Source organism: Pseudomonas sp. BO3-4 (genome assembly GCF_034044115.1).
In the GTDB taxonomy this organism is placed as follows: Bacteria; Pseudomonadota; Gammaproteobacteria; order Pseudomonadales; family Pseudomonadaceae; genus Aquipseudomonas; species Aquipseudomonas alloputida.
This window is the reverse complement of sequence record NZ_CP139018.1, coordinates 4,098,257-4,124,929: the sequence shown is the minus strand read 5'-3', so window position 1 is coordinate 4,124,929 and position 26,673 is coordinate 4,098,257. Positions and strand designations below refer to the sequence as shown.

General features: G+C 61.5%; 23 protein-coding genes and 4 tRNA genes. 21 read left to right on the top strand and 6 right to left on the bottom strand.

The annotated features are described in order from the left end of the window. Positions 1–50: 50 nt before the first annotated feature. A complete protein-coding gene (locus REH59_RS19090; RefSeq protein WP_014861847.1) occupies positions 51–1,799 on the bottom strand; it encodes a sigma-54-dependent Fis family transcriptional regulator in 1,749 nt (582 codons plus the stop codon). A gap of 223 nt (positions 1,800–2,022) precedes the next feature. On the opposite strand from REH59_RS19090, the gene REH59_RS19085 reads away from it, so the two are divergent. From REH59_RS19085 to REH59_RS19060, 6 genes are read left to right on the top strand one after another with little or no spacing between them, the layout of a single operon-like run. Continuing rightward, positions 2,023–3,117 (top strand): ABC transporter ATP-binding protein, encoded by a 1,095-nt coding sequence (locus REH59_RS19085; protein ID WP_003250223.1) that lies wholly within the window; start codon positions 2,023–2,025, stop codon positions 3,115–3,117. Then, positions 3,117–4,214: an ABC transporter ATP-binding protein gene (locus REH59_RS19080; RefSeq protein WP_003250224.1), complete on the top strand. Its 1,098-nt coding sequence runs from the start codon at positions 3,117–3,119 to the stop codon at positions 4,212–4,214. The genes REH59_RS19085 and REH59_RS19080 overlap by 1 nt, the downstream gene beginning before the upstream one ends. Continuing rightward, positions 4,211–5,077, top strand: coding sequence for a carbohydrate ABC transporter permease (locus tag REH59_RS19075; RefSeq protein WP_003250226.1), 867 nt, complete (start codon positions 4,211–4,213; stop codon positions 5,075–5,077). The genes REH59_RS19080 and REH59_RS19075 overlap by 4 nt, the downstream gene beginning before the upstream one ends. 3 nt (positions 5,078–5,080) lie before the next feature. Beyond that, positions 5,081–5,881 carry a carbohydrate ABC transporter permease gene (locus REH59_RS19070; protein WP_003250228.1) on the top strand — a complete coding sequence of 267 codons (801 nt, stop codon included), beginning with the start codon at positions 5,081–5,083 and terminating at the stop codon, positions 5,879–5,881. 12 nt (positions 5,882–5,893) lie between these two features. Next, positions 5,894–6,166: a DUF2160 domain-containing protein gene (locus tag REH59_RS19065; RefSeq protein ID WP_003250230.1), complete on the top strand. Its 273-nt coding sequence runs from the start codon at positions 5,894–5,896 to the stop codon at positions 6,164–6,166. A 39-nt stretch (positions 6,167–6,205) separates the two neighbouring features. Continuing rightward, positions 6,206–7,945 carry an ABC transporter substrate-binding protein gene (locus tag REH59_RS19060; protein ID WP_003250232.1) on the top strand — a complete coding sequence of 580 codons (1,740 nt, stop codon included), beginning with the start codon at positions 6,206–6,208 and terminating at the stop codon, positions 7,943–7,945. A 143-nt stretch (positions 7,946–8,088) separates the two neighbouring features. On the opposite strand, the gene folD is transcribed toward REH59_RS19060, so the two are convergent. Then, positions 8,089–8,943, bottom strand: a complete 855-nt coding sequence (gene folD, locus REH59_RS19055; protein ID WP_003250234.1) for a bifunctional methylenetetrahydrofolate dehydrogenase/methenyltetrahydrofolate cyclohydrolase FolD — start codon at positions 8,941–8,943, stop codon at positions 8,089–8,091. 269 nt (positions 8,944–9,212) lie between these two features. Here folD and REH59_RS19050 point away from each other — a divergent pair. The 11 genes from REH59_RS19050 to REH59_RS19000 all read left to right on the top strand — a co-directional run bounded on the left by REH59_RS19050 (position 9,213) and on the right by REH59_RS19000 (position 18,868). Further along, positions 9,213–9,289, top strand: a tRNA-Arg gene (locus tag REH59_RS19050). Positions 9,290–9,330: 41 nt separating this feature from the next. Next, positions 9,331–9,406, top strand: a tRNA-His gene (locus tag REH59_RS19045). 52 nt (positions 9,407–9,458) lie between these two features. Then, positions 9,459–9,543: transfer RNA gene (locus tag REH59_RS19040), tRNA-Leu, on the top strand. A gap of 36 nt (positions 9,544–9,579) precedes the next feature. Further along, positions 9,580–9,655, top strand: a tRNA-His gene (locus REH59_RS19035). Positions 9,656–9,843: 188 nt separating this feature from the next. After that, positions 9,844–10,143 carry a DUF6388 family protein gene (locus REH59_RS19030; protein ID WP_014861846.1) on the top strand — a complete coding sequence of 100 codons (300 nt, stop codon included), beginning with the start codon at positions 9,844–9,846 and terminating at the stop codon, positions 10,141–10,143. A 248-nt stretch (positions 10,144–10,391) separates the two neighbouring features. Next, positions 10,392–11,705, top strand: coding sequence for a trigger factor (gene tig, locus REH59_RS19025; RefSeq protein ID WP_003250238.1), 1,314 nt, complete (start codon positions 10,392–10,394; stop codon positions 11,703–11,705). 91 nt (positions 11,706–11,796) lie between these two features. Continuing rightward, positions 11,797–12,438 carry an ATP-dependent Clp endopeptidase proteolytic subunit ClpP gene (gene clpP / locus REH59_RS19020; protein ID WP_003259400.1) on the top strand — a complete coding sequence of 214 codons (642 nt, stop codon included), beginning with the start codon at positions 11,797–11,799 and terminating at the stop codon, positions 12,436–12,438. Between the two features lie 107 nt (positions 12,439–12,545). Then, positions 12,546–13,829, top strand: coding sequence for an ATP-dependent Clp protease ATP-binding subunit ClpX (gene clpX, locus REH59_RS19015; protein WP_003250242.1), 1,284 nt, complete (start codon positions 12,546–12,548; stop codon positions 13,827–13,829). A gap of 164 nt (positions 13,830–13,993) precedes the next feature. Continuing rightward, positions 13,994–16,390, top strand: a complete 2,397-nt coding sequence (gene lon / locus REH59_RS19010) for an endopeptidase La (protein WP_004576798.1) — start codon at positions 13,994–13,996, stop codon at positions 16,388–16,390. Positions 16,391–16,542: 152 nt separating this feature from the next. After that, positions 16,543–16,815: a nucleoid-associated protein HU-beta gene (gene hupB, locus REH59_RS19005; RefSeq protein WP_003250246.1), complete on the top strand. Its 273-nt coding sequence runs from the start codon at positions 16,543–16,545 to the stop codon at positions 16,813–16,815. A gap of 181 nt (positions 16,816–16,996) precedes the next feature. After that, complete coding sequence (locus REH59_RS19000) at positions 16,997–18,868, top strand: SurA N-terminal domain-containing protein (RefSeq protein WP_265536511.1); 1,872 nt, start codon at positions 16,997–16,999, stop codon at positions 18,866–18,868. A gap of 115 nt (positions 18,869–18,983) precedes the next feature. On the opposite strand, the gene REH59_RS18995 is transcribed toward REH59_RS19000, so the two are convergent. Beyond that, entirely contained in the window at positions 18,984–20,024 is a 1,041-nt protein-coding gene (locus REH59_RS18995) for a patatin-like phospholipase family protein (RefSeq protein WP_003250250.1), read from the bottom strand. A 177-nt stretch (positions 20,025–20,201) separates the two neighbouring features. Here REH59_RS18995 and REH59_RS18990 point away from each other — a divergent pair, with 177 nt between their 5' ends. The 3 genes from REH59_RS18990 (at position 20,202) to REH59_RS18980 (ending at position 22,148) form a co-directional block, all read left to right on the top strand. Next, positions 20,202–20,480, top strand: a complete 279-nt coding sequence (locus REH59_RS18990) for a lipoprotein (protein WP_003250254.1) — start codon at positions 20,202–20,204, stop codon at positions 20,478–20,480. Between the two features lie 14 nt (positions 20,481–20,494). Next, positions 20,495–21,274, top strand: a complete 780-nt coding sequence (locus REH59_RS18985; protein ID WP_003250256.1) for a CHAD domain-containing protein — start codon at positions 20,495–20,497, stop codon at positions 21,272–21,274. Between the two features lie 76 nt (positions 21,275–21,350). Further along, on the top strand, positions 21,351–22,148 hold the full coding sequence (locus tag REH59_RS18980) for an acyl-CoA thioesterase (protein WP_014861844.1): 798 nt from the start codon (positions 21,351–21,353) through the stop codon (positions 22,146–22,148). Positions 22,149–22,189: 41 nt separating this feature from the next. Here the strand turns inward: REH59_RS18980 and REH59_RS18975 are convergent, their stop codons facing one another. The 3 genes from REH59_RS18975 to REH59_RS18965 all read right to left on the bottom strand — a co-directional run bounded on the left by REH59_RS18975 (position 22,190) and on the right by REH59_RS18965 (position 25,036). After that, entirely contained in the window at positions 22,190–22,558 is a 369-nt protein-coding gene (locus REH59_RS18975; protein ID WP_004576795.1) for an Mpo1-like protein, read from the bottom strand. Positions 22,559–22,633: 75 nt separating this feature from the next. Further along, positions 22,634–24,112, bottom strand: coding sequence for a methyl-accepting chemotaxis protein (locus REH59_RS18970; RefSeq protein ID WP_003250263.1), 1,479 nt, complete (start codon positions 24,110–24,112; stop codon positions 22,634–22,636). Between the two features lie 126 nt (positions 24,113–24,238). Continuing rightward, on the bottom strand, positions 24,239–25,036 hold the full coding sequence (locus tag REH59_RS18965; RefSeq protein ID WP_014861842.1) for a TatD family hydrolase: 798 nt from the start codon (positions 25,034–25,036) through the stop codon (positions 24,239–24,241). 157 nt (positions 25,037–25,193) lie between these two features. Between REH59_RS18965 and REH59_RS18960 the strand changes: the two genes are divergently transcribed. Beyond that, a complete protein-coding gene (locus REH59_RS18960; protein WP_320450341.1) occupies positions 25,194–26,600 on the top strand; it encodes a transglycosylase SLT domain-containing protein in 1,407 nt (468 codons plus the stop codon). Positions 26,601–26,673: the final 73 nt, after the last annotated feature.

Genomic DNA, 26,673 nt, shown 5'->3' with positions numbered 1-26,673 from the left:
AGGGGTGGCTTCGAAAACCTGCTGTGCGGCGCGCTTCAGGGCCAATCGATTCATCGCTCACGCAACCGCTTGTACAGTGTGGTGCGGCTGATACCCAGTCGGCGGGCCACCGCCGACAGGTTGCCATTGGCTTGCTCGACCAGGCTCTGCAGGTCCGTCTCTTCAGTCGCTATCGGCACCGGTGTTTTCGACTCGGCCAGAAAACCCGCTGGAAGGTGCTCGACGCCGACCGGCCCGTTGGCCGCCAGGGCCAACGCGACCTGTAGCACACTCACCAGTTCGCGCAGGTTGCCCGGCCAGGGGTGTTGATCGAACAGGTCGATTATGGCCGGGGGCAGCCGCGCAGGTTGCCCGGGCTCGCGGTAGCGGGCATGCACCTGCTCAATCAGCTGGCGCCGGTCAGCGCGTTCGCGCAGGGGAGGCAGCACCAGTGTCAGGCCGGCGATGCGGTAGTACAGGTCCTGGCGAAAGCGCCCGGCGCGCACTTCTTCGGCCAGGTTGCGATTGCTCGCCGACACCACGCGGATATCCACCGGCACCGGTTCGCCACTGCCCAGCGGCTGGATGCTGCGCGACTGCAGTACGCGCAGCAGGCGGGCCTGGGTGGGCAGTGGCATGTCGCCAATCTCATCCAGAAACAGGATGCCGTGGTCGGCCTTGCGGATCAGCCCTGGGTTGCCCTTGTGGTGGGCGCCGGTGAACGCGCCTTTGTCATAGCCGAACAGTTCCGACTCCACCAGTTCGGCCGGGATCGCCGCACAGTTTACGGCGACCAGCGGCTGCCTGGCGCGGCTGCTGGCCCGGTGCAGGGTGTCGACGAACACTTCTTTGCCTACGCCTGTTTCGCCCTCCACCAACACCGGGATGTCCTTCTCCAATAGCAGGCCGGCTTGTTTCAAGGCTTTTTCCAGGCGCGGCTCGGCGTTGCCGGCTTCGGGGCGTCGAGGGGTTTCGCGTGGGGGGTGCCACTGGCAGTGAAAGCGGTTGCGCCCGGTGGCCTGCAGAGCGAAGGGCTGTTGTCGGGGATGGCTGAGCAGCTGTTGCAGGGGTAACTGGAACAGTTGCTCGATGTTTTGCTGCAGCGGGTTTACGCCGAGCAGGCTATCGGCCCGGTGATTGGCAGCCAACACCTGTCCGCGCTCATCGAACACCAGCAAGCCGGCCCAAGGGCTGTCGAGGTTGTCGGAGGCGCTGTTGAAGATCAGTTGTGCATGCTGGTCAGCATGTTCGGCGAGGATCAGGCGGTTTTCCAGGCTCTGGCCCATCATGCGCACCAGCCCAAGCGTCTGGCTGGCCGGCAGGTAGCCGTCGCTGGCTACGTCGAGCACCCCGACCAGCTGCCGTGCGGCGTCGAACAGGGGGGCGGCGGCGCTGGACATGTAGCGGTTCTGACGCAGGAAGTGTTCGTCCTGGCCGACGTGAATCGCTTCGGCGCAAATCAGTGTGGTGCCCAGGGCATTGGTGCCGACGCCACGTTCGTGCCAATGGGCGCCGGCGCTGAAACCATGGTGCTGGCGCGGTTCGATGAAACGCCGCGAGCCCCAGCTGTCGAGCAGGCAGCCGCTGGCATCGGCCAGCATCACCAGGTAGCTGGCGTTACCCAAGAGGTGCGCATAGTGCGGTAGCACTTCCTCGCGGGTCAGGCGTAGCAGGTTTTGGCGCCGCTCCAGCAGGGCGCTGAGCTCGGCGCGGGACAGGCAGTCAAAGTCCGGCGCATGCTGCGGCTGCAGGCCGTGGTCGCGGCAGCGGTCCCAGGAAGCCTGGATCAGGCGGGTGTGGGTCGAAGCGGATGCGGCCATGGGCCTGTCCTGTGTGATTGTTGTCAGGGGTCGACCGCCGTTCAGTGTTGTCCACGGCTGTTCATTGTCAAACTGGCCAGTGTCCAGTTGTGCAGTGATTGTGTTCACCTGCGCGCCCGCGATTTGCCAGCGCTGCCACCCAGGCCCCGAACCAGAGCACCGGGCAAGGACTGGCACGGAACTGGCTGTAGCCGGCAGACAACAATCACAAAAAGGCCACGCCATGTCCCTGGTGCTGGAGCAGGTCAGCCGTAGCGTCGACAACCAGCCGTGGATCGTCGAGGCGTCACTGCGTTTCGAGCCCGGTTCGTTCAATGTGCTGCTGGGTCGCACCCTGGCCGGCAAGACCAGCCTGATGCGCCTGATGGCCGGGCTGGACCGTCCGGACCGGGGGCGGGTGCTGATGGATGGCCAGGACGTCACCGGTGTGCCGGTGCGTCAGCGCAATGTGTCGATGGTGTATCAGCAATTCATCAATTACCCGACCTTGAGCGTGTACGAAAACATCGCCTCGCCGCTGCGCCAGGCGCGCATGGCCGAGGACCAGATCCGACGGCGGGTGCAGGAAACTGCCGAGATGCTGCGCATCGAAACCTACCTGCAACGCCTGCCACTGGAGCTCTCCGGTGGCCAGCAGCAACGCACGGCGATGGCCAGGGCACTGGTCAAGGATGCCTCGTTGATCCTCTTCGACGAGCCATTGGTCAACCTCGACTACAAGTTGCGCGAAGGCCTGCGCCAGGAGCTGCGCGAGCTGTTCGCGGCGCGCCATTGCATTGCTGTGTACGCCACCACCGAGCCCAACGAGGCGCTGGCACTGGGCGGCACCACCACGCTTGTGCACGAAGGCCGTATCGTGCAGAGCGGGCCCACCGCCGAGGTCTATCAGCGCCCCAGCAGCGTGCTGGCTGCCGAGCTGTTTTCCGAGCCGCCGATCAACCTGGTGTCTGGCCGTATCACGGGTAACGAGGTGAGCCTGGCCCAGACCGTGCACTTTGCCCGCAATGCCGACCTGGAGCCGCTGGCCGAAGGTGACTACCGCTTCGGCGTGCGCCCCAGCCATATCGCGCTGGTGCCGGCCCATGACGATGACCTGGAGCTGGCGGTGCTGGTGGAGTTGGCCGAGATCAGTGGGTCAGAAACATTTCTGCATGTGCGCAACGAGTACTGGCGCATGGTGCTGCACCTTCCCGGGGTGCACGAATACCAGGTGGACACGCCGATACGCGTGTTCATCCCCACGCACAAGCTGTTCGTTTTCGACAGCGCCGGGGTGTTGGTGCAGGCCCCGGGGCTGCGCCAGGCGAGGAGAGGGTGATGGCCGAAATCCGCCTGCGCCAGCTGGCGCACAGTTACAGCCGCCAGCCCGCCAGCGAGGCAGACTATGCCCTGCACGCACTCGAACATGTGTGGGAACAGGGCGGTGCCTATGCGTTGCTCGGGCCGTCGGGCTGCGGCAAGTCGACCTTGCTCAATATCATTTCCGGGCTGCTGACGCCGTCTCATGGCGAGGTGCTGTTCGACGGCAAGCCGGTCAACCAGCTGTCCCCGCAGGCGCGCAATATCGCCCAGGTGTTCCAGTTCCCGGTGGTGTACGACACCATGACGGTGTTCGACAACCTGGCCTTCCCCTTGCGCAACCAGGGGCTCGATGAAGCCCGGGTGCGTGCCCGGGTGGAAGAAATTGCCGAAGTGCTCGAGCTGACTGCCGTGTTGCGCAAGAAAGCACGCAACCTCACCGCCGATGAAAAGCAGAAAGTCTCCATGGGGCGTGGCCTGGTGCGCGATGACGTGTCGGCGATCCTGTTCGACGAGCCGCTGACGGTGATCGACCCGCATCTGAAGTGGAAGCTGCGGCGCAAGCTGAAGCAGATCCATGAGCAGTTCAACATCACCATGATCTACGTCACCCACGACCAGTTGGAGGCCTCGACCTTCGCCGACAAGATCGCGGTGATGCACGGCGGACGCATCGTCCAGTTCGGCACGCCGCGCGAGCTGTTCGAGCGACCGCGGCATACGTTCGTCGGTTATTTCATCGGTAGCCCGGGCATGAACTTGATTGACGTGCGTGCCGAGGCGGGCGCGGTGGTGTTCGGCGATGTCCAGTTGGTACTGCCCGATGGCTTGTGCGAGCGCCTGGCTGCATTGGCGGGCGGGCGGCTGCAGCTGGGCATTCGCCCGGAGTTCGTGCAGCTGTGGGACAGCCCGTTCGAGGGTGCCTACCCGGCACGGGTGCTGGACGTCGAAGACCTGGGTACCTATCGCATCGTCACCCTCGAACTGGGCGGTGTCGCGCTCAAGGCGAGGCTGGGCGAGGACCGCCCGTTGCCTGTGGACAAGGCTTGGGTCAGCCTGCCGGCGCAGTGGCTGATGCTGTATGTCGACGATGTGCTGCTGGAGGCCGGGCCATGAACAACAAGGTGCCGAACAACAAGGCCTGGTGGCTGGTGCTGCCGGTGTTCCTGCTGGTCGCGTTCAGCGCGGTGGTGCCGATGATGACGGTGGTCAACTACTCGGTGCAAGACATCTTCGACCAGTCCAGCCGCTACTTCGTCGGTGCCGACTGGTACCGCCAGGTACTGCGCGACCCGGCGCTGCACGACGCATTGCTGCGCCAGTTCATTTACTCGGCCTGTGTACTGCTGATCGAAATTCCGTTGGGTATAGGCATCGCCCTGGCCATGCCAACCAAAGGCCGTATGGCCTCGGTGTGCCTGATCGTCATGGCTATCCCGTTGCTGATCCCGTGGAACGTGGTCGGCACTATCTGGCAGATTTTCGGCCGGGCCGACATTGGCCTGCTCGGCGCTTCCCTGGCCAAGCTCGGGGTCAGCTACAACTATGCCGGTGACCCATTCGACGCCTGGCTCACCGTGCTGGTGATGGATGTGTGGCACTGGACTTCGTTGGTGGCTCTGCTGTGCTATTCGGGGCTGCGTGCGATCCCCGACGTGTACTACCAGGCCGCGCGCATCGATCGGGCCTCGGGCTGGGCGGTGTTTCGCCATATCCAGCTGCCCAAGCTCAAGAACGTGCTGGTGATCGCGTTGATGCTGCGCTTCATGGACAGTTTCATGATCTACACCGAGCCGTTCGTGCTGACCGGCGGCGGGCCAGGCAACGCGACCACGTTCCTCAGCCAGACCCTCACGCGTATGGCCGTAGGGCAGTTCGACCTGGGGCCGGCGGCAGCGTTTTCACTGGTGTACTTCCTGATCATCCTGCTGGTGTCGTGGCTGTTCTACACAGCCATGACCCATGCCGACAAGGACTAGGCCATGAGCACACGCAAATCAATGGCCCTGCTGCTGTACTTCTTCTTCCTGCTGGTGCCGATCTACTGGTTGCTGAACATGTCGTTCAAGAGCAACGCCGAGATCCTTGGCGGCCTGACCCTGTGGCCGCAGGCGTTCACGCTCGACAACTACCGAGTGATCTTCACCGACGCCAGCTGGTACAGCGGCTACATCAACTCGCTGTACTACGTGTGCCTGAACACGCTGATTTCACTGCTCGTGGCGTTGCCCGCGGCCTATGCGTTCTCGCGCTACCGCTTTCTCGGCGACCGCCACCTGTTCTTCTGGCTGCTGACCAACCGCATGGCGCCACCGGCGGTGTTCCTGCTGCCGTTCTTCCAGTTGTACTCGTCGATCGGGCTGTTCGATACCCACATTGCCGTGGCGCTGGCCCATTGCCTGTTCAACGTACCGCTGGCGGTGTGGATCCTGGAGGGTTTCATGTCGGGCGTGCCAAGGGAAATCGACGAAACCGCCTACATCGACGGCTACAGTTTTCCACGCTTCTTCGTGAAGATCTTCATACCGCTGATTGGCTCCGGCATCGGCGTCACGGCGTTTTTCTGTTTCATGTTCTCCTGGGTCGAACTGCTGCTGGCGCGCACCCTGACCTCGGTGAATGCCAAGCCGATTGCCGCGGTGATGACCCGCACGGTGTCGGCATCGGGCATCGACTGGGGTGTGCTGGCGGCAGCGGGGGTGCTGACCATCTTGCCGGGCATGCTGGTGATCTGGTTCGTGCGCAATCATGTGGCCAAGGGCTTCGCCCTGGGCCGGGTGTGAGGAGGGCAACGCATGGAGTGGATGGCCTGGACCCTGCCGACAGCGCTGTTCTTCGCCGCTGTGGGCCTGTTGCTGCTGGGCATGACCCTGCTTGAACTGCGTCGCCCCTGCGTAGAGCGACGGGGCTTTTTGCCGCTGGTCACCAGCCGTGGTGACCGTTTGTTCATCGGCCTGCTGGCCAGCGCCTACCTGCACCTGCTGGTGGTCGGTGTCAGCGACTGGCCATTGTGGGTGGCCTCGCTGCTGTCGCTGGCGTGGCTGGCGGTGGTGTTGCGCTGGGGCTGAGCAAGCGGCCCTGTGGGATAACTGAAACGGGAGATCACAATGTTCGACAACAAACACAACAGGCGACATTTGACCCTGGCCGCGTTGCTGGTACTGGCCAGCGTGCAAGGCACAGCCTGGGCCGACCAGTACGAAGAGGCGGCAAAGAAATGGATCGGCAGCGAGTTCAAGCCTTCGACCCTTACCCCCGAACAGCAGTTGGCCGAATTGCAGTGGTTCATCAAGGCAGCCGAGCCGTTTCGCGGGATGAAGATCAACGTTGTGTCGGAAACCATCACCACCCATGAATACGAATCCAAGGTGCTGGCCAAGGCTTTCAGTGAGATCACCGGCATCCAGTTGACCCACGACCTGCTGCAGGAAGGCGATGTGGTGGAAAAACTGCAGACGCAGATGCAGTCGGACAAGAACATTTATGACGGCTGGGTCAACGACTCCGACCTGATCGGTACGCACTTTCGCTACGGCAAAGTGGAATCGATCACCGACCTGATGGCCAACGAGGGCAAAGCCTACACCTCGCCGACCCTCGACCTGAAGGACTTCATCGGTATTTCCTTCACCACCGCGCCCGATGGCAAGGTCTACCAACTGCCCGACCAGCAGTTCGCCAACCTGTACTGGTTCCGCGCCGACTGGTTCGAACGGCCTGAGTTGAAGGCCAGGTTCAAAGAGAAGTACGGCTATGAACTGGGGGTGCCAGTGAACTGGTCGGCGTACGAGGACATTGCCAAGTTCTTCACCGAAGACGTCAAGGAGATCGACGGCAAGCGTGTCTACGGGCACATGGACTACGGAAAGAAAGACCCGTCACTGGGCTGGCGCTTCACCGATGCCTGGTTCTCGATGGCCGGCGGCGGCGACAAGGGCCTGCCCAATGGTTTGCCGGTCGATGAATGGGGCATTCGCGTGGAGGACTGCCATCCGGTGGGTTCCAGCGTGACCCGCGGCGGCGATACCAATGGGCCGGCCGCCGTCTATGCCACGCAGAAGTACGTGGACTGGATGCGTGCCTACGCGCCCAAGGAAGCGCAGGGCATGACCTTCTCCGAAGCCGGCCCTGTGCCGGCGCAAGGCAACATTGCCCAGCAGATATTCTGGTACACCGCGTTCACCGCCGACATGACGAAGCCCGGCTTGCCGGTTGTGAATGCCGACGGCACGCCGAAGTGGCGCATGGCGCCTTCACCGAAGGGGCCATACTGGGAAGAGGGTATGAAACTCGGCTACCAGGACACCGGCTCGTGGACCTTCTTCAAGTCCACCCCCGAGAAGCAACGCTTGGCGGCGTGGCTGTACGCCCAGTTCGTCACCTCAAAGACCGTATCGCTGAAAAAGACCATCGTCGGCCTGACGCCGATTCGTGAGTCGGACATCAACTCCCAGGCCATGACCGAGTTGGCGCCCAAGCTCGGTGGGCTGGTGGAGTTCTATCGCAGCCCGGCGCGGGTGCAGTGGACGCCGACCGGCACCAACGTGCCGGACTACCCGCGGTTGGCGCAATTGTGGTGGAGCCATATCGCCGAAGTCGCCAGTGGCGAAAAGACCCCGCAGGAAGCCCTGGATGGGCTGGCCCGCGACCAGGACCGCATGATGGAGCGCCTGCAACGCTCCAATGCCCAGGCGACGTGTGCGCCCAAGCTGAATCCGGAGAAGGACGCCCAGTACTGGTTCGACCAGCCGGGTGCGCCGAAAGCCAAGCTGGCCAACGAAAAGCCCATGGGCGAGACCGTCAGCTACAACGAACTGCTGAAGTCTTGGGAGGCGGCCAGGAAGTGATCGGCTGAACACCGTGGTGGCTTCCCCCGCCCCCTGGGGGCCGGACAACCGCTTGCAAGAGCAGGCTCGTCCGCGAAGAGGTCATTTGTCACGGGCAAAAAAAACGGCACCTGCAATAGGTGCCGTTTTCGCATCACGCGATATTACTTGTGCAGCTCTTCTGCCGCGTACAGCGTGTTCTCCAGCAGGCACGCCCGGGTCATCGGCCCGACGCCGCCCGGCACCGGTGTGATCCAGCCGGCGCGGGGCAGGGCAGTCTCGTAGACCACGTCGCCGACCAGCTTGCCGTCTTCCTGGCGGTTGATGCCCACGTCGATGACGATGGCACCTTCCTTGACCCACTCACCCTTGACCAGGCCCGGCTTGCCGGCAGCCACGACCACCAGGTCGGCACGCCCGACATGGCCGGCCAGGTCCTTGGTGAAGCGATGGCAGACGGTCACGGTGCAGCCGGCCAGCAGCAGTTCCATGGCCATCGGGCGGCCAACGATGTTGGACGCGCCGACGATCACCGCGTTCATGCCGTACAGGTCCTGGCCGGTGCTTTCCAGCAGGGTCATGATGCCTTTCGGTGTGCACGGGCGCAGCAGTGGAATACGCTGGGCCAGGCGGCCGATGTTGTACGGATGGAAGCCGTCCACATCCTTGTCCGGGCGAATGCGCTCGAGCAGCAACGAGGCGTCCAGGTGTGCCGGCAGCGGCAGTTGCAACAGGATGCCGTCGACGGCCGGGTCGTCATTGAGACGGTCGATCAGCTCGGTCAGGGCTTGTTGCGTGGTCTCGCTGGGCAGGTCGAAAGCCTGCGAAATGAAGCCGACCTCTTCGCAGTCCTTGCGCTTGTGCGAGACATAGACTTGGGAGGCGGGGTCGGTGCCGACCAGGATCACTGCCAGGCCCGGCGTACGCAGGCCTTGCTGGCGACGCTCCACGACACGTTGAGCGATCTGCTGGCGCAGGCTGGCGGCGATAGCCTTGCCATCGATTAGGTGTGCAGTCATAGACGCGTGATTAACCATCGAGAAGGAACAATAAAGAACGTGCATTCTCGCACGACATGGGCCAAGGGCAAAGGCGGGTGGTCGGGCAAATCCCCTAACCCCTTAAATAATTTAAATTTTTTCGAAAAAGGTGTTGACGACTTTCGGGGTCGACTATAAGATTCGCCGCACTTGTCGGGCACAGCCTAGCACTGGTTGGCTAAGTCGGGCAGAATGAGTGGTTTAACAGTTCCTTGTTAGCGTCTCGTTCGGTTAGGCTTCAAGCTTAAGCGCCCGTAGCTCAGCTGGATAGAGCATCCGCCTTCTAAGCGGATGGTCGCAGGTTCGAGTCCTGCCGGGTGCGCCATTAGGCAGCTTTGGCAAGCAAGTAGGTTGTAATGCAATATGGTGGGCGTAGCTCAGTTGGTAGAGCGCTGGATTGTGATTCCAGTTGTCGTGGGTTCGATTCCCATCGTCCACCCCATATTTTTCAAGGGCGCCTCGATAGCATCTGGCGCCTTTGTTTTAAGCGTTACGCGGACGTGGTGAAATTGGTAGACACACTGGATTTAGGTTCCAGCGGCGCAAGCTGTAAGAGTTCGAGTCTCTTCGTCCGCACCATGCTTCTGTAAGGTTGTACCGCAAGACCGCAATATGGTGGGCGTAGCTCAGTTGGTAGAGCGCTGGATTGTGATTCCAGTTGTCGTGGGTTCGATTCCCATCGTCCACCCCATATTCCTGAAAGGCGCCTTGATCGTGAGATCGGGCGCCTTTTTGTTTTGGGTCTGCGTAGCGGTGATGAGCCGCGCCTCAGCCAAAACACCTCCTGCCCCTTGTAATCCTCTGGTGGCACCCCAATAAAAGCTGTTAGATTTCAGCCGGTTGAAACACCGGCCTGTTCGGCCGGCAAAGGACATCACGATGATTGCAAAAGAAGCCCGTCAGGCCCTGGCGCTGCAGCGCTTTGCCGAAGCCAATCCGCAGTTGCTCGAGGAGATCCGCGAGCTGGATGCGCGTGAGCAGGCCCAGCAGATCGAGTGGGCGTTCGAGGATGCCGCCGAGGAGCAGGGTATTGAGCCCTGGGAGCTGGCGCTGCAATTGATTGCTGAATCCCCGGAGCAGTTGCAGGTCATGCGCCTGGAAACGCACCGTGAAGTGGCCGAGGCGCTGGGGCTGGAATGGGAGGAATACTGCCAGTTCAACGACATTGATCCTCAATAAAGGAGGCGAATGCGTTGCGGGTAGTTGTTTGACAAAGTATTTCGGCTGCAGGCCGCCCTCCGGCGCCGTGCAGCCCTGTTGGAAGCAGGCCTGGCGCTGTGCCGTGCGGGCCTTGAAAGTTAATCGACCGGCGTTGTTTTCAGTCGTCCCGTGTGGGGTGACTTCTGCTGCGTGACTCACTAGAATGTTTGCCCTTGATTCTGGAGTCGGGCTAACGCCGGCTAACGTCTGTGCAACGAGGAATATCCATGCAAGTTTCTGTTGAAAACACTTCCGCTCTCGAGCGCCGCATGACCATCGCCGTTCCGGCCGAGCGCGTCGAGAACGAAGTCAACAAGCGTCTGCAGCAGACTGCCAAGCGCGCCAAGATTGCGGGCTTCCGTCCTGGTAAAGTACCGATGACCGTGATCCGTCAGCGTTTCGAGGCGGACGCTCGTCAAGAGGCTTTCGGTGACCTGGTCCAGGCCTCCTTCTACGAAGCCATCGTCGAGCAGAAGCTGAACCCGGCTGGCGCCCCGGCTGTAGAGCCCAAGTCCTTCGAAAAGGGCAAGGATCTGGAATTCGTCGCCATCTTCGAAGTGTTCCCTGAGTTCACTGTTGCGGGCCTCGAGTCGATCAAGGTCGAGCGCCTGAGCGCCGAAGTGGCTGACAGTGACCTGGACAACATGCTGGAAGTGCTGCGCAAGCAGAACACCCGCTTCGAGGCCGTCGAGCGCGCTGCGCAGAACGACGACCAGGTCAACATCGACTTCGTCGGCAAGGTCGACGGTGAAGCGTTTGCCGGTGGTTCGGCCAAGGGCACCCTGCTGGTGCTGGGCTCCGGCCGCATGATCCCAGGCTTCGAAGAAGGTCTGGTAGGCGCCAAGGCTGGCGAAGAGCGCGTTGTCAACGTGACCTTCCCAGAGGACTACCAGAACCTGGACCTGGCTGGCAAAGCCGCCGAGTTCACCATCACCGTCAACAGCGTTTCGGCACCTGTACTGCCAGAACTGAACGAAGCGTTCTTCGCCCAGTTCGGCATCAAGGAATCGACGCTGGAAGGCTTCCGCGCCGAAGTTCGCAAGAACATGGAGCGTGAGCTGCGTCAGGCGATCAAGACCAAGGTCAAGAACCAGGTCATGGACGGTCTGCTGGCCGCCAACCCGATCGAAGTGCCAAAGGCCCTGCTGGAAAACGAAGTCAACCGTCTGCGCGTACAGGCAGTTCAGCAGTTTGGTGGCAACATCAAGCCTGAGCAGCTGCCAGTCGAACTGTTCGAAGAGCAAGCCAAGCGCCGCGTCGTGCTGGGCCTGATCGTGGCCGAAGTGGTCAAGCAGTTCGAGCTGAAGCCGGACGACGCCAAGGTTCGCGAGATGATCGAAGAAATGGCTTCGGCTTACCAAGAGCCTGAGCAGGTCATCGCCTGGTACTACAAGAACGACCAGCAACTGAACGAAGTGCGTTCGGTTGTGCTGGAAGAACAAGTTGTAGATACTGTTCTGCAGAAAGCGACTGTGACCGACAAATCGGTCTCGTACGAAGAAGCCGTCAAACCAGCCGAGGCGCCTGCCGCTGCTGAGTAACGGTCTTCTCTCGTAGGAAACCTCCACAAGCCAGCCTTCGAGCTGGCTTGTGCGTATTCAAGCCATGACTATTTGGGAGTGAGCGCAGGACATGTCCCGCAATTCTTATATTCAGCAGAGCTCTGACATCCAGGCCGCAGGCGGCCTGGTCCCGATGGTTATCGAGCAGTCCGCCCGTGGCGAACGCGCTTACGACATCTACTCGCGTCTGTTGAAGGAGCGAGTGATCTTCCTGGTTGGCCCGGTAGAGGACTACATGGCCAACCTCGTCGTTGCGCAACTGCTGTTCCTTGAGGCGGAAAACCCGGACAAGGATATCCATCTGTACATCAACTCGCCGGGCGGTTCCGTCACCGCCGGCATGTCGATCTACGACACCATGCAGTTCATCAAGCCGGACGTTTCGACCATCTGCATCGGCCAGGCCTGCAGCATGGGCGCCTTCCTGCTGGCGGCAGGTGCCAAGGGCAAGCGTCATTGCCTGCCTAACTCGCGCGTGATGATCCACCAGCCGCTGGGCGGCTTCCAGGGTCAGGCCACCGATATCGAGATCCACGCCCAGGAAATCCTCAATATCAAGGCCCGTCTGAACGAGTTGCTGGCCTATCACACCGGCCAGGATCTCGAAACCATCAAGCGTGACACCGAGCGTGACAACTTCATGAGCGCCTCGCGCGCAGCCGAGTACGGCCTGATCGACTCGGTCTATGACAAGCGGCAACTGGCCTCCTGAACCGGGGGGCAGAGCAGGTGGGCGTCGAAAGCGCCTACCTGCGGACTTGAAAAAGCCCGCAATTGCCTTCATCTTGTGTTGCAAGCCTACCGGATTGGATCGATCGAATGACTGACACCCGTAACGGCGAGGACAGCGGCAAATTGCTTTATTGCTCCTTCTGCGGCAAAAGCCAGCACGAAGTGCGCAAACTGATTGCCGGGCCCTCGGTATTTATCTGCGACGAGTGCGTCGACCTGTGCAACGACATCATCCGTGAGGAGGTGCAGGAAGCCCAGGCCGAGAGCAGCGCGCACAAATTGCCTTCGCCGAAAGAAATCAGCGGCATCCTGGACCAGTACGTGATTGGTCAGGAGCGCGCGAAGAAGGTGCTGGCCGTAGCGGTGTACAACCACTACAAGCGCCTGAACCAGCGTGACAAGAAGGGTGACGAAGTCGAACTGGGCAAGAGCAACATCCTGCTCATCGGGCCGACCGGCTCGGGTAAGACCCTGCTCGCCGAAACCCTGGCACGCCTGTTGAACGTACCGTTCACCATTGCTGACGCCACCACCCTGACCGAAGCCGGTTATGTGGGTGAGGACGTCGAAAACATCATCCAGAAGCTGTTGCAGAAGTGCGACTACGACGTGGAAAAGGCCCAGATGGGCATTGTCTACATCGACGAAATCGACAAGATCTCGCGCAAGTCGGACAACCCGTCCATTACCCGTGATGTCTCGGGCGAGGGCGTGCAGCAGGCACTGCTGAAGCTGATCGAAGGCACCGTGGCCTCGGTCCCGCCGCAAGGCGGCCGCAAGCACCCGCAACAGGAATTCCTGCAGGTTGATACCCGCAACATCCTGTTCATCTGCGGTGGTGCGTTCTCGGGCCTGGAAAAGGTCATCCAGAACCGCTCCACCAAAGGCGGCATCGGTTTTGGTGCCGAAGTGCGCAGCAAGGAAGAGGGCAAGAAGGTTGGTGAGTCCCTGCGTGAGGTCGAGCCGGACGATCTGGTCAAGTTTGGCCTGATTCCGGAATTCGTCGGCCGCCTGCCGGTACTGGCTACCCTCGACGAGCTGGATGAGGCTGCGTTGATGCAGATCCTCACCGAGCCGAAGAATGCCCTGACCAAGCAGTATGCCAAGCTGTTCGAGATGGAAAGCGTCGACCTCGAGTTCCGCAGCGATGCGCTCAAGGCCGTTGCACGCAAGGCCCTGGAGCGCAAGACTGGCGCTCGTGGCCTGCGTTCGATCCTCGAAGGCGTGCTGCTCGATACCATGTATGAGATTCCTTCGAAAAAGGATGTCAGCAAGGTGGTTATCGACGAGAGCGTCATTGAAGGTACCTCGCAGCCGCTGATGATTTACGAAAACAGCGAACCGCAAGCCAAAGCCGCACCAGACGCCTGATTCAGGCAATGGCCGGTTCTCGGTTGCAAGCAAGAAGGGGGCCTACGGGCCCCTTTCTGCTTTTCCTGTGCAAGCGCTTGTAATTTCTCAAGCGTGCCCCCACATTAGGTCCAAGCATCATTTCCACCGGTTTCCGGCCATAAGGCCGCTGTAGAGGCGAAATCATGAAGACCACCCTCGACTTGCCTCTTTTGCCATTGCGCGATGTCGTTGTTTACCCGCACATGGTTATCCCGCTGTTCGTGGGGCGCGAAAAGTCCATCGAAGCCCTCGAGGCGGCGATGACGGGCGAAAAGCAGATCCTTCTGCTGGCCCAGAAGAACCCAGCCGACGACGATCCGGGTGAGGACGCCCTGTACCGCGTCGGTACCGTTGCCACCGTGCTGCAACTGCTGAAGCTGCCTGATGGCACCGTCAAGGTGCTGGTCGAAGGCGAACAGCGGGGTGCGGTCGAGCGCTTCTCCGAAGTTGAAGGGCACATCCGTGCCGAAGTCTCCCTGATCGACGAAACCGACACTGCCGAGCGCGAGTCGGAAGTGTTCGTGCGCACGCTGCTGTCACAGTTCGAACAATACGTTCAACTGGGCAAGAAGGTGCCTGCCGAAGTGCTGTCTTCGCTGAACAGCATCGACGAGCCAGGGCGCCTGGTCGACACCATGGCCGCGCACATGGCCCTGAAGATCGAGCAGAAGCAGGAAATTCTTGAAATCGTCGACTTGACTACCCGTGTCGAGCACGTGCTGGCACTGCTGGATGCCGAAATCGACCTCCTGCAGGTCGAAAAGCGCATTCGCGGCCGGGTCAAGAAGCAGATGGAGCGCAGCCAGCGCGAGTACTACCTGAATGAGCAGATGAAGGCCATTCAGAAAGAACTTGGCGATGGTGACGAAGGCCACAATGAAGTCGAAGAGCTGAAAAAGCGCATCGAAGCCGCAGGTCTGCCTAAGGATGCCTTGACCAAGGCTCAGGCGGAGCTGAACAAGCTCAAGCAAATGTCTCCGATGTCGGCCGAAGCTACCGTGGTGCGCTCGTACCTCGACTGGTTGGTGCAGGTGCCGTGGAAGGCTCAGAGCAAGGTGCGTCTGGACCTGACCAAGGCCGAGGAAATCCTCGATGCCGACCACTATGGCCTGGAAGAGGTCAAGGAACGCATCCTCGAATACCTTGCCGTGCAGAAGCGCGTCAAGAAGATCCGCGGTCCGGTGCTGTGCCTGGTCGGGCCACCCGGTGTCGGCAAGACCTCGCTGGCCGAGTCGATCGCTGCCGCCACCAACCGCAAGTTCGTGCGCATGGCCCTGGGTGGCGTGCGTGACGAGGCCGAGATCCGTGGCCACCGCCGTACCTACATCGGCTCCATGCCGGGTCGCCTGATCCAGAAAATGACCAAGGTGGGTGTGCGCAACCCGTTGTTCCTGCTCGACGAGATCGACAAGATGGGCAGCGACATGCGCGGTGACCCCGCTTCGGCACTGCTGGAAGTGCTCGACCCTGAACAGAACCACAACTTCAACGACCACTACCTGGAGGTCGACTACGACCTCTCGGACGTGATGTTCCTGTGCACCTCGAACTCGATGAACATCCCGCCGGCGCTGCTGGACCGGATGGAAGTCATCCGCCTGCCTGGCTACACCGAGGACGAAAAGATCAACATCGCGGTCAAGTACCTGGTGCCCAAGCAGGTCAAGGCCAACGGCTTGAAGAAGGAAGAGCTGGAAGTCGACATCTCGGCGATTCGCGACATCATCCGCTACTACACCCGTGAAGCCGGAGTGCGGGGCCTGGAGCGGCAAATTGCCAAGGTCTGCCGCAAGGTGGTCAAGGAACATACCGGGCAGAAGCAGGTCAAGGTCAAGGTGGCCAGCGAGCAGCTGGAGCACCTGCTGGGCGTGCGCAAGTTCCGCTATGGCCTGGCCGAGCAGCAGGATCAGATCGGCCAGGTAACCGGCCTGGCCTGGACCCAGGTGGGTGGCGAGTTGCTCACCATCGAGGCCGTGGTCATCCCCGGCAAGGGCCAGTTGATCAAGACCGGCTCGCTGGGCGATGTCATGGTCGAGTCGATTACCGCCGCGCAGACCGTGGTACGCAGCCGCGCCCGCAGCCTGGGGATTGCCGCCGACTTCCACGAGAAGCATGACGTGCACATTCACATGCCTGAGGGCGCCACGCCGAAGGACGGCCCAAGTGCCGGTATCGGAATGTGCACCGCACTGGTGTCGGCGCTGACGCAGATTCCGGTACGTGCCGACGTGGCCATGACCGGCGAAATCACCTTGCGTGGCCAGGTATTGGCCATTGGCGGGCTGAAGGAAAAACTGCTGGCGGCACACCGTGGCGGGATCAAGACGGTGATCATTCCCGAGGAGAATGTTCGCGATCTCAAGGAGATTCCTGAAAATATCAAACAGGATCTTCAGATCAAACCGGTCAAATGGATTGACGAAGTCCTGCAAATTGCGCTGCAATACGCCCCGGAGCCCTTGCCAGATGTGGCTCCGGAGATTGTCGCGAAAGACGAGAAGCGCGACGGCGATGCTAAGGAAAGAATCAGCACGCATTAGTAGTTTTTGGCTGGGGGGCTTTCCTTGACAGTATTTTCGGCGCCTTGCTATAAAGCGGCACGTTATTGTCGCCATGCCTCCCAGCACACGTTTCATAAGCTTTTCATTACATACTTAGAAACAAACTCAATAGAGAAATAAGGGGACTTAGAGTGAACAAGTCGGAACTGATTGACGCTATCGCCGCATCTGCAGACATCCCGAAAGCTGTAGCCGGCCGTGCGCTGGACGCAGTCATCGAATCCGTCACCGGCGCCCTGAAGCAAGGTGACGATGTGGTACTGGTTGGCTTTGGTACCTTCTCGGTCAAGGAGCGCGCCGAGCGTACCGGCCGCAACCCGCAAACCGGCAAGGCAATCAAGATCGAAGCCGCCAAGGTTCCAGGTTTCAAGGCAGGCAAAGGCCTGAAAGACGCCGTCAACTAAGTCGTCTTTCAGCCGGACCCGGCCTGGCCTGGTCCGAGCACGGTGATGGCGGGGCGCAAACGTTCCCGCCTGACACGTTTGCTAAGAAAAGGCGCATCCTCGGATGCGCCTTTCTTTTATCAGGATTCTACCCACGCTCCGCGGTTGTCGACGCAGTGGTACAGCCGTTTCTGGGGGACGCATGCTGCAAAATATCAGGGACAATTCACAAGGTTGGATTGCCAAGACCATCATCGGCCTTATCGTCGTGTTGATGGCATTGACCGGTTTCGAAGCCATTTTCCAGGCCGCCACTCATAGCCAGGACGCCGCCAAGGTGAACGGCCAGACCATCAGCCAGAACGAGCTGAGCCAGGCGGCCGACATGCAGCGCCGTCAACTGATGCAACAGTTGGGCAAGGATTTCGACCCGGCGCTGCTGGATGACAAGTTGCTGCGAGAGGAGGCACTCAAGGGGCTGATCAGCCGCAAGCTGCTGCTGCAAGGTGCTGAGGATGCCAAGTTCGCATTCTCCGAGGCCGCGCTGGATCAGGTGATCTTGCAGACCCCTGAGTTCCAGGTGGACGGCAAGTTCAGCGCTGACCGTTTCGACCAGGTGATCCGCCAGATGGGCTACGGTCGCATGCAGTTCCGCGAGATGCTCGGCGAGGAAATGCTCATCGGCCAACTGCGCACCGGCCTGGCCGGCAGCAGCTTCGTCACCGATCAACAGGTCGATGCTTTTGCTCGCCTGGAGAAGCAGACCCGCGACTTCGCCTCCCTGACGTTCAAGGCCGACCCGGCCGCAGTCAAGGTCAGCGACGAAGAGGTCAAGGCGCACTACGACCAGCACGCCAAGGAGTTCATGTCGCCTGACCAGGTCGTGATCGACTACATCGAGCTGAAGAAGTCGGCGTTCTTCGATCAGGTCAAAGTGACCGACGAAGAGCTCAAGGCCCAGTACGAGAAGGAAATCGCCAACCTGGCCGAGCAGCGTCATGCCGCGCACATCCTCATCGAGGTCAACGACAAGGTCACCGACGCCCAGGCCAAGGCCCGCGCCGAAGAGATCGAGCAGCGTCTGGCCAAGGGTGAGGACTTTGCCGCTTTGGCCAAAGAGTTCTCTCAGGACCCAGGCTCCGCCAACACCGGTGGTGACCTTGGCTTTGCCGGCCCGGGCGTATACGACCCGGCCTTCGAAGAGGCGCTGTACCAGCTGCAGAATGGCCAGGTATCTGCTCCGGTGCGCACCGAGTTTGGCTACCATCTGATCAAGCTGCTGGGCGTCCAGGCGCCAGAAGTACCGAGCTTCGCCAGCCTGAAGGACAAACTGACCCGCGATCTGAAGATGCCGCTGGTCGAGCAGCGTTATGTCGACGCCAGCAAGCAACTGCAGGATGCTGCCTACGAGGCTTCCGACCTGGCCCAGCCGGCCCAGGACCTGAACCTCAAGGTGCACACCTCCGCGGCCTTCGGCCGTGAGGGCGGTGAAGGCATTACCGCCAACCGTGCGGTGGTGCAGGCGGCGTTCTCTGAAGAAGTGCTGGATGAGGGTGCCAACAGCACCGCCATCGAGCTCGACCCTGAGACCACCGTGGTGCTGCGCGTCAAGGAACACCGCAAACCGGAGCAACTGCCGCTGGACGCGGTGGCCAAGAACATCAGGGAGCACCTGGCCAAAGAGAAGGCGACTGCCGAACTCAAGGCCAAGGCAGACAAGCTGATTGCCGGCCTGCGTGACGGTTCCATCGCAGCAGGCAGCGTTCACGAAGGCCAAGGCTGGAAAGCCTATGAAGCAGTCACCCGTGGCGAGGACGGTATTGACCCGGCCGTACTGCAGGCACTGTTCCGTCTGGGCAAGCCGCAAGCCAAGGACAAGCCTGTGTATGGCAGTGTGGTGCTGCGTGACGGAAGCCTGGTGGTGTTGCAGCTCAAGGGTGTGAACGACGGCGCTACCGCCACCGACGAAGAGAAGCAGCAGATTCGCCGCTACCTCGCGTCCCGTGCTGGCCAGCAGGACTTTGCGGCTTACCGCAAGCAGCTGGAAGCCAATGCAGACATCACCCGTTACTAAGGTGTTCGTTGCATGAAGAAACAGGCCGCCTCGTGCGGCCTGTGTCGTTTTCGCCAGCCGCGAGCACGGTCATTGTCGAAGACCACACCGCCTTCAGGGCGACGCCAACCAGGTGCTACCGCTTCACCCCTTCATAACTGTCCAGCGTATCGCGTGCAATCTCTCGCCCCAGGGCGATGAGCTCCGGCGCTTTGTAGAACTCGAAAAACCGGCACACCCGCTTGGGCACGTTGATCAGCACATCCGGTGGATAGCCGGCAATCTTGTACTGTGCCAACGAAGTCTGCATGACCTCGAAGCTCTGGTTGATCAAGTCCAGCAGCGAGGCTGGCCCCACGTTGTCGATGATGAAAGAGCCGGTGGCCGACTTCGGTGCGCCCTCGCGCTCCGGGGCCGCTGCCGGTTGCTGGTTTTCCGGGTCGGCGCTGTCGGCAAGCCACGGGCTTGGCGGTGCCAACCCCTCGGCGACGATTTCCTTTTCGATGCGGATCAGCTCTTCCGCCGGTTTGCGCCGGAATGGCAAGCGTGAACCCAGCGAGCTCAACAAGGCGTCAAAGCGCATCTTGAATGCCGCCGGGCGCTCGATCACCGGCAACTGGTACTGCTTCTGGTTGGTGGCGTTGAGGTTGACCGCGATGATCAGGTCGCAATGGCTGGACACCACCGGCACGATTGGCAGCGGGTTGAGGATGCCACCGTCGACAAGCATGCGGTTGCCTTGCATCACTGGCGTGAACAGGCTGGGAATGGCCGCTGAGGCGCGCATGGCCTGATGCAGGCAACCCTCCTGGAACCAGATTTCCTGCTGGTTGGTAAGGTCGGCGGCCACTGCGGTGTAGGGTATGCGCAGTTGCTCGATGTTTATCTCGCCGACGATCTTGCGGATCTGCCCGAACACCTTGTCGCCGCGAATCGCACCGAGGCGAAAGCTGACGTCGACCAGGCGCAGCACATCCAGGTAGTCGAGGCTTTCGATCCAGTTGCGATACTCGTCCAGCTTGCCGGCGGCATAGATACCGCCAATCACCGCGCCCATGGAACACCCTGCGACGCAGGCTATGTCGTAGCCGCGGCGCTCGATTTCTTCGATCACGCCGATGTGTGCATACCCTCGGGCGCCGCCCGATCCCAGTACCAGTGCCACACGTTTGCTCATGAACTTTCCCCGGCCAGTGCCATCATGGTCCTACAATGCACCCATCGCTGCCTGTGCTTCAATGTAGATCGTGCTGAGCTACTGTAATAAAACTGGCCAGGCAAAGCCGGCTGGGCATGGCACTTTCCAGCTGTCGGAGCGTCGAACAGCCACCGTTTTTCCATAGAGGTATTACTGATGAAAGCCTGGATCTGCCTTCCACTGATTGCCTTGGCCTTAGCTGGCTGCGCGGGCAAGACGGCCTACCGTGACAGCTGCGCGACCCAGCTGGATGCCGCCTGGAAGGAACTGGACCTGGCCAAGGCCGAAGGCTTTGCCGGTGCTGTAAGTTATTCCAAGGCCTTGTCACTGCTGACCGGGGCCAAGACCCAGCAGCAGTTCGAAGGCTACGAAAGCTGTACCCGCAAAGCCGAAAAGGCGCGGTTCTACATTCGTGAATCTCGCGCCGGGCGCTGAACAGGGAGCATCGTATGTCTGCCATGCTCGACCATGTCGTTGCCCAGATACTGACCTTGCAGGTGCGCTTGCTGGCCTGTCGTGAACGCCTGGCTGCCAATACCGACAGCGAGGCCTTGCACGACCTGCGTATCACCTTGCGGCGCCTGCGCAGTCTGCTGAGGCCGCTGCGTGGGCTGCCGGGTGTGGAGCAACTGGAGGATGCTGCACGTTCGCTGGGGACCCTTACCACGCCGCTGCGTGATCGCGAGGTGCTGGCGGCCGAGCTGATCGGGCGCGGTCATGCGGCAGCCGGCCAGCGGCGTCTGGAGGGGCGAGACAGGACTTTCGCCAGTGTCGCTGCCAGCCCACAGCTGGCCAGGGTATTGGCGATTCTCGACGCCTTTCCATTGTTCCTGCGGGCGGCGGATCGGGAGGGGCTGGTCAAGTCGCTGGGCAAACGCATCGACAAGCGCCTGGTCAAGCAGTGGCGCAAGTTGCACAAAGCGTTGCAGGACCCGGCTCACGATCGCCACCGCCTGCGTTTGCTGATCAAGCGTGCGCGCTATGGCGATGAGGCCTACCCGCAACTCGATCACGCTGGGAAGAAACTGCAACGTCTGTTGAAAAAGGCACAGGGCAACCTGGGGGATTGGCACGACCGCCTGCAATGGCTGCTGCAAGCCCGCGATCATGCCGACCTGCTCCCCTGCAAGGCTGGTTGGGAGCAGGAGCTGCATGAGGCGGAGCGCCAGTCAGATGTGACGCTGGACGCCCTGCAAGAGGCGCTGGCGCGGCGTTATCACGGAAAATGACCGATTTGCGGGCTGATTGCCCGGCGTTTGCTGGCTAGGATGAGCGGACCTTTTCTTTGCAGGCAGGAGCCGGCCAATGAATTTCAACCAACTGCTCGACGCCGTGCGCGCCAACCCGGATTCGGTCAGCATTCCGCCCAGCTGGGCCCAGGGGCGCGCTGCCTTTGGCGGGCTGATGGCGGCTATGGTCTATGAAACCATGCGCCTCAAGATCAGCGACAACCGCCCGGTACGCTCATTGGCCATCAGCTTCGTGGCACCCGCGGCGGCGGATGTGCCCATCCGCTTCGAGGTGGAGGTTTTGCGCGAAGGCAAGGCGGTTAGCACGTTGCTGGGCCGCGCGGTTCAGGATGGCCAGGTGGTGACTTTGGTGCAGGGCAATTTCGGTGCGGGCCGCCCTTCGGTGGTCGAAGTGCCGGCGTTACCGGCCATTGAAATGCCTGTGCTCGAAGAGGCGGCCCCGGAGTTGCCCTATATCAAAGGCGTTACCCCGGAGTTCATGCGCCACGTGGCCCTGCGCTGGGCAGTAGGCGGGCTGCCGTTCAGTGGCAATCAGTCGCGCAAGATGGGCGGCTGGGTGCGTTTGCGGGATGTGGCTGACGAGCCGGTGAACGAGGCGCACTTGCTGGCGTTGGTGGATGCGTGGCCGCCCAGCCTTATGCCGTTTCTCAAGCAGCCCGCTGCGGGCAGTACGTTGACCTGGACCATCGAGTTCATCCAGCCAACGGCGAAGCTTTCGACCCAGGAGTGGTGTCGGTACTGCGTGGAAACCGAGCATGCGCGGGATGGCTATGGTCATGCTGCCGCGGCGTTGTGGACGGCGCAGGGCGAGTTGTTGGCCTTGAGCCGGCAGACCGTCACCGTTTTCGCCTGATCCTTACCAGGCGGCTCACAAGGAGCGTTCCGGCAGCTGGCTCAGTGTCGGTGCTTGTGCCGTTCGCGCCAGGCCCTCCACCAGGCCCCGCTCACCACAAAGCGCGGAAAGGTGATGAACTGCTCGGTCAGTAAGCGCTGCACGGCATCCTGGCGGTTGGCGAACGGCTCGGGCTGCTGGGCTTCAAGGCGGTGGCCTTGGCGCTGCAGGCCCAGCGCGGCGACCAGGGCAATCACACCCACCGCGATCTGGCCGAGGTCGAAACCGAACAGGCCGGACAGCACCAGTAGTGTCCCTAGAATGAACAACGGCACAGCAATCAGGTGCAGCACCAGGTTGGCCGGGTGGCGGTGATTATGGTGGTAGCCGCGCCATTGCCAGGCGGGAAGATTGGGCAGGCGTTTGCTCATGGGGATTTCCTCTCGGTCATGCCCAAAGCTTAGTGCGGCCCCCACGCGGGGGCCAATCGAAGCTGGCTATGGTTACTATAGCTTGAGCTGGCCAATGGCCTTGTTCAGTTCGCCGGCCAGGGTCGCCAGTTCGCTGCTGGTGGTCGCCGAGCCGACCGTCTGCTGCACGGTCCGCTCGGTGACATCGCGGATGCTGACCACCGCGCGGTTCATTTCCTCGGCTACCTGGCTTTGCTGCTCGGCCGCTACAGCGATCTGGGTATTGCTTTCGCGCATCTGCGCCACGGCACCGGTGATTTCAGCCAGCGCCTCACCGGCTTCCTGTGCCTGACGCACACAGTCGTCGGCCTTGTACGAGCTCTCCTGCATGAACTCCACCGCATCGCGGGTGCCCGACTGCAGGGCCGAAACCATGGTGGTGATCTCATCCGTAGAGGTTTGCACGCGTTTGGCCAGGTTGCGCACTTCATCGGCCACCACGGCAAAGCCACGGCCCAGGTCGCCGGCGCGCGCGGCTTCGATGGCAGCGTTAAGCGCCAGCAAGTTGGTCTGTTCGGCAATACTGTGGATCACACTGACTACACCGTTGATCTTCTGGCTGTCCTCGGCTAGTTGTCGAATCATCTCGGCAGTTTGTTGCACGCCGCTGGAAAGCCCGGAAATCGAATCCTGCACTCGGCTGACCACCGCTTGACCGCTGCCGGCCAAGGTGTCAGCGGTTTGTGACAAATCGCGGGTGGCACCGGCGTGCTGGGCAATGTGGTGCACGGTCGCCGACATTTCGTTGATGGCAGTGGCGGCCTGGTCGGTTTCACTCTGCTGGCCGAGCATGCCATGGCGTACGTCGCTCATGCTGGCGGCCAGGCGTGCAGCGCCCGAGTCCAACTGTGCTGCGCTGTGGGCGACGGTGCTGACCACGCGGTGATAGGTGGACTGCATGGCGTTGAAGGCCCCAGCCATCTGGCCGACCTCGTCGCCACTGGCTAGCGGTACGCGGGCCGACAGGTCGCCGGTCTTTTCCACGTGCAGCATCACGTCCTTGAGGGTGTTGAGTTGGCTGAGCAGGAAGCGGATCAGCAGTTGGGAGGCGCCGAGCATGGCCAGCATCAGGATCAGCACACACACCGCGTAATTGCTGAAACGATCGAAGAAGACCTGGCGCAAACTGGGTGACTGGGCCAGCACAGCTAACTGCTGGTCGCCACTGCGCAGCACCTGTGCGCCACGCAGTGGGTTTTCGCCGAGGACCCAGGCGCTCGGCAATGCTACCCAGCCTTGGGCGTTGCGCAGGGCATCGAGCGCCTCCCCGGCGTAGGTTGGCGTTTGCCCGGTTGACCAACTGATGACGTTGGCCGGGCGTGGCAGTGCTTGCCCGGCTGGCCAGGCGGCCAGCAACTGGGCTTGTGCGACCGCCTGGCTCTGAGCCGCCTCGGCACGTGCGCGTTGCTCCAGGTGCACGGCGTACAGCACCAGCAGCAAGGTGGTGACAAAGGCCACTGCGTTGACGGCCCAGAACTTGTACTTCAGGGAAACATTGCTAAGCCAGGCACCCATGGGCAGGTCTTCTCTGAGTTGAGCGGAAACAATATTGGCAAGGTGCCATCATTGTGCCCTCATCCTCCTAGACATGTGTTGATGCATATCAACTGTGTTCACCCGCCCCGCAGAAACACGCGAGACTCAGGGGAGCTGGAAGAAAGCCCGCGCCGTTGCCGTCGTATGCGCCGCCGTGTGCTCGGCTGATTCTCCGCGATGCGAGGCCACCTCGCGCAGTACCTCCGGCAAGAACGCCGGCTCGTTGCGCCCGCTCTTGGGCTTGGGCCGCAAGCTGCGCGGCAGCAGGTAGGGCGCGTCGCTTTCCAGCATCAGCCGGCCTTGAGGAATGTTGCCCACCAGCGGGTGCAGGTGGGTGCCGCGGCGTTCGTCGCAGATCCAGCCGGTAATGCCGATGTGCAGGTCCAGGTCCAGGTAAGCGAACAGCGCCTCACGCTCACCGGTGAAGCAGTGCACCACCGCGCCGGTCAGGTGGTCGCGGTAGTCCTTGAGAATCGCCAGCAAACGCTCGCTGGCATCGCGCTCGTGCAGGAACACCGGCAGACGCAGCTCCGCAGCCAGTGTCAGCTGGGCTTCCAAGGCTTTCTCCTGCAGCGGGCGAGGGGAAAAGTCGCGGTTGAAATCCAGGCCGCATTCGCCCACCGCGCGTACGCGCGGTTCACTCAGCAACCGTCGCAGCTGGCGCTCGCTGTCGGCATCCCAGGCCTTGGCATCGTGAGGGTGCACGCCGGCCGTGGCGAACAGGTGGGCGCCGCTTGCATCCAGTTGTTGGCACAGTTCCAGGGCTTGTTCGCTGACCGCCAGGCTGGTGCCTGTCAGCAGCATTTGCGTAACGCCGGCCTCCAGCGCGCGCTCGACGATTGCGGCCTGTTGGTCGTGGAAACTGCTGTTGGTCAGGTTGACGCCGATATCGATCAGTTGCATGGTGCTATCTCGTGCCGCGGGGCGGCCAGCATAGCAAAAAGCGCGTTTTTCTGAAAAAACCAAGAACTTCATGCTGTTGCCGTGGTCATTTACCGTCGTTTATCACTTGGCGGTGCAACCCATGGATGCCGCTCACCGACCACGGACACGTTTTCGCATGCAGCGATGCTGGCTCATTTTTCTGCTGACGTTGGGGTTGATCTTTACCGGCCCCGCCCAGGCGCGCTCGCCGGGCCCACAGCAGCACATACCGCCTGCCAAGGTGCGTGACCTGCCGCAGATTCGTACCAGCAAAGTACTGCGAGTGCTGGTCAACCAGAGCCGCAACAGTTCCGGTGAGGTCAAGGGCGAGCCAGTCGGCATTGAGTATTATCGCCTGCGTGCCCTGGAGCATTTCCTCAATGCTCGTACTGCCGACGACCAGCAGATCCAGCTAAAGCTCATCCCGCGGGCCAAGGAACAGTTGCTGGGCGCCCTGGCCCGCGGCGAGGGTGACCTGGCCGCGCCAGGCGAGCTGCTTGACCCCACTACGGTGAATGGTGTTCGTAGCAGCGCGCCGATACTCGACCAAGTGCCGCTGATGCTGGTCGGGCGCAAAGGCGAGCGAAGTTTCAGCAAGGTCGAACAGCTGTCAGGGCGTACCGTGGCGTTGACCAGCGCCAGTGCCGCCGGACCATTGATCCAGCAGGTCAACCAGCAACTGGCACTGCGAAAGCGGCCGCCGATCAAAGTGGAGTGGGTCGATTCGACGCTGGCGGTGGAGGATGTGCTGGAGATGGTACAGGCAGGCATCTACCACCTGACCGTGGTCGAGCAGCCCATTGCCCGGCGTTGGGCGCGGGTTATGCCGCGCCTGCGCCTGGACAGCCGGGTGCGCCTGGGTGCGCCGCAAGCCATGCGCTGGTATGTAGGGCGTGATGCGCCGCAATTGTTGGCCGCAGTTGATCACTTTCTGCAAGGTTACCGCGCGCCAGATAACCAGGATGCGGCGTTCGAGCGCATCTACCGCCGGCAGTACCGGGTACACAACCCGTTGGCCAGCAAGGACCGCCAGCGTCTGGCATCGGTGCGGGCGGTGTTGCAGAAGCATGGCCAGGCGCAACAGATCGACTGGCTCAACCTGGCTGCATTGGCCTTCAAGGAGTCGACGCTCAACCCGGCTGCACGCGGTACTGGCGGTGCCCATGGCCTGATGCAGATTACCCCTTCGGCAGCCCAGCGGGTGGGGGTGAGCAACACTGCAACGGTAGATGGCAATGTCCTGGCCAGTGCCCGTTACCTGGCGCTTATCCGGCGCAAGTTTTTTGCCAGTGCCAAGATCAACGAGCGTGAGCGCATGGCCTTTGTGCTGGCAGCCTACAACCTCGGCCCCGAGCGGGTTCAGGCCATGCGCGCAGAGGCTCGACGGCGAGGTCTAAACGGTAACCAGTGGTTCTTCCAGACCGAACGCATCGCCATGGAGCAAGTGGGGATGGGACCCGTCAATTTCGTCAATAGCATCAACAAGTACTACCTGGCGTTCAACCGCGAACGCGCGGCACTGGAGCGCGTGGCGAAGCGTTAAGCATCGATTTTATCGATTGTTATGTTGGGTTTTTTGCGATTTTCATATCAATAGAATTGATTATGATGGCGCC

What these genes read in the sequence shown, in the direction of transcription:
- REH59_RS18965 (WP_014861842.1), bottom strand. Translation starts at nt 25,036, where the DNA reads ATGCAACTGATCGATATCGGCGTCAACCTGACCAACAGCAGTTTCCAC.
- clpX (WP_003250242.1), top strand. Translation starts at nt 12,546, where the DNA reads ATGACTGACACCCGTAACGGCGAGGACAGCGGCAAATTGCTTTATTGC.
- REH59_RS18990 (WP_003250254.1), top strand. Translation starts at nt 20,202, where the DNA reads ATGAAAGCCTGGATCTGCCTTCCACTGATTGCCTTGGCCTTAGCTGGC.
- REH59_RS19060 (WP_003250232.1), top strand. Translation starts at nt 6,206, where the DNA reads ATGTTCGACAACAAACACAACAGGCGACATTTGACCCTGGCCGCGTTG.
- REH59_RS18995 (WP_003250250.1), bottom strand. Translation starts at nt 20,024, where the DNA reads ATGAGCAAACGTGTGGCACTGGTACTGGGATCGGGCGGCGCCCGAGGG.
- lon (WP_004576798.1), top strand. Translation starts at nt 13,994, where the DNA reads ATGAAGACCACCCTCGACTTGCCTCTTTTGCCATTGCGCGATGTCGTT.
- REH59_RS19000 (WP_265536511.1), top strand. Translation starts at nt 16,997, where the DNA reads ATGCTGCAAAATATCAGGGACAATTCACAAGGTTGGATTGCCAAGACC.
- REH59_RS19030 (WP_014861846.1), top strand. Translation starts at nt 9,844, where the DNA reads ATGATTGCAAAAGAAGCCCGTCAGGCCCTGGCGCTGCAGCGCTTTGCC.
- REH59_RS18975 (WP_004576795.1), bottom strand. Translation starts at nt 22,558, where the DNA reads ATGAGCAAACGCCTGCCCAATCTTCCCGCCTGGCAATGGCGCGGCTAC.
- REH59_RS19085 (WP_003250223.1), top strand. Translation starts at nt 2,023, where the DNA reads ATGTCCCTGGTGCTGGAGCAGGTCAGCCGTAGCGTCGACAACCAGCCG.
- REH59_RS19065 (WP_003250230.1), top strand. Translation starts at nt 5,894, where the DNA reads ATGGAGTGGATGGCCTGGACCCTGCCGACAGCGCTGTTCTTCGCCGCT.
- REH59_RS18960 (WP_320450341.1), top strand. Translation starts at nt 25,194, where the DNA reads ATGCAGCGATGCTGGCTCATTTTTCTGCTGACGTTGGGGTTGATCTTT.
- REH59_RS19070 (WP_003250228.1), top strand. Translation starts at nt 5,081, where the DNA reads ATGAGCACACGCAAATCAATGGCCCTGCTGCTGTACTTCTTCTTCCTG.
- REH59_RS19075 (WP_003250226.1), top strand. Translation starts at nt 4,211, where the DNA reads ATGAACAACAAGGTGCCGAACAACAAGGCCTGGTGGCTGGTGCTGCCG.
- clpP (WP_003259400.1), top strand. Translation starts at nt 11,797, where the DNA reads ATGTCCCGCAATTCTTATATTCAGCAGAGCTCTGACATCCAGGCCGCA.
- REH59_RS18985 (WP_003250256.1), top strand. Translation starts at nt 20,495, where the DNA reads ATGTCTGCCATGCTCGACCATGTCGTTGCCCAGATACTGACCTTGCAG.
- folD (WP_003250234.1), bottom strand. Translation starts at nt 8,943, where the DNA reads ATGACTGCACACCTAATCGATGGCAAGGCTATCGCCGCCAGCCTGCGC.
- tig (WP_003250238.1), top strand. Translation starts at nt 10,392, where the DNA reads ATGCAAGTTTCTGTTGAAAACACTTCCGCTCTCGAGCGCCGCATGACC.
- REH59_RS18970 (WP_003250263.1), bottom strand. Translation starts at nt 24,112, where the DNA reads ATGGGTGCCTGGCTTAGCAATGTTTCCCTGAAGTACAAGTTCTGGGCC.
- REH59_RS19080 (WP_003250224.1), top strand. Translation starts at nt 3,117, where the DNA reads ATGGCCGAAATCCGCCTGCGCCAGCTGGCGCACAGTTACAGCCGCCAG.
- REH59_RS19090 (WP_014861847.1), bottom strand. Translation starts at nt 1,799, where the DNA reads ATGGCCGCATCCGCTTCGACCCACACCCGCCTGATCCAGGCTTCCTGG.
- REH59_RS18980 (WP_014861844.1), top strand. Translation starts at nt 21,351, where the DNA reads ATGAATTTCAACCAACTGCTCGACGCCGTGCGCGCCAACCCGGATTCG.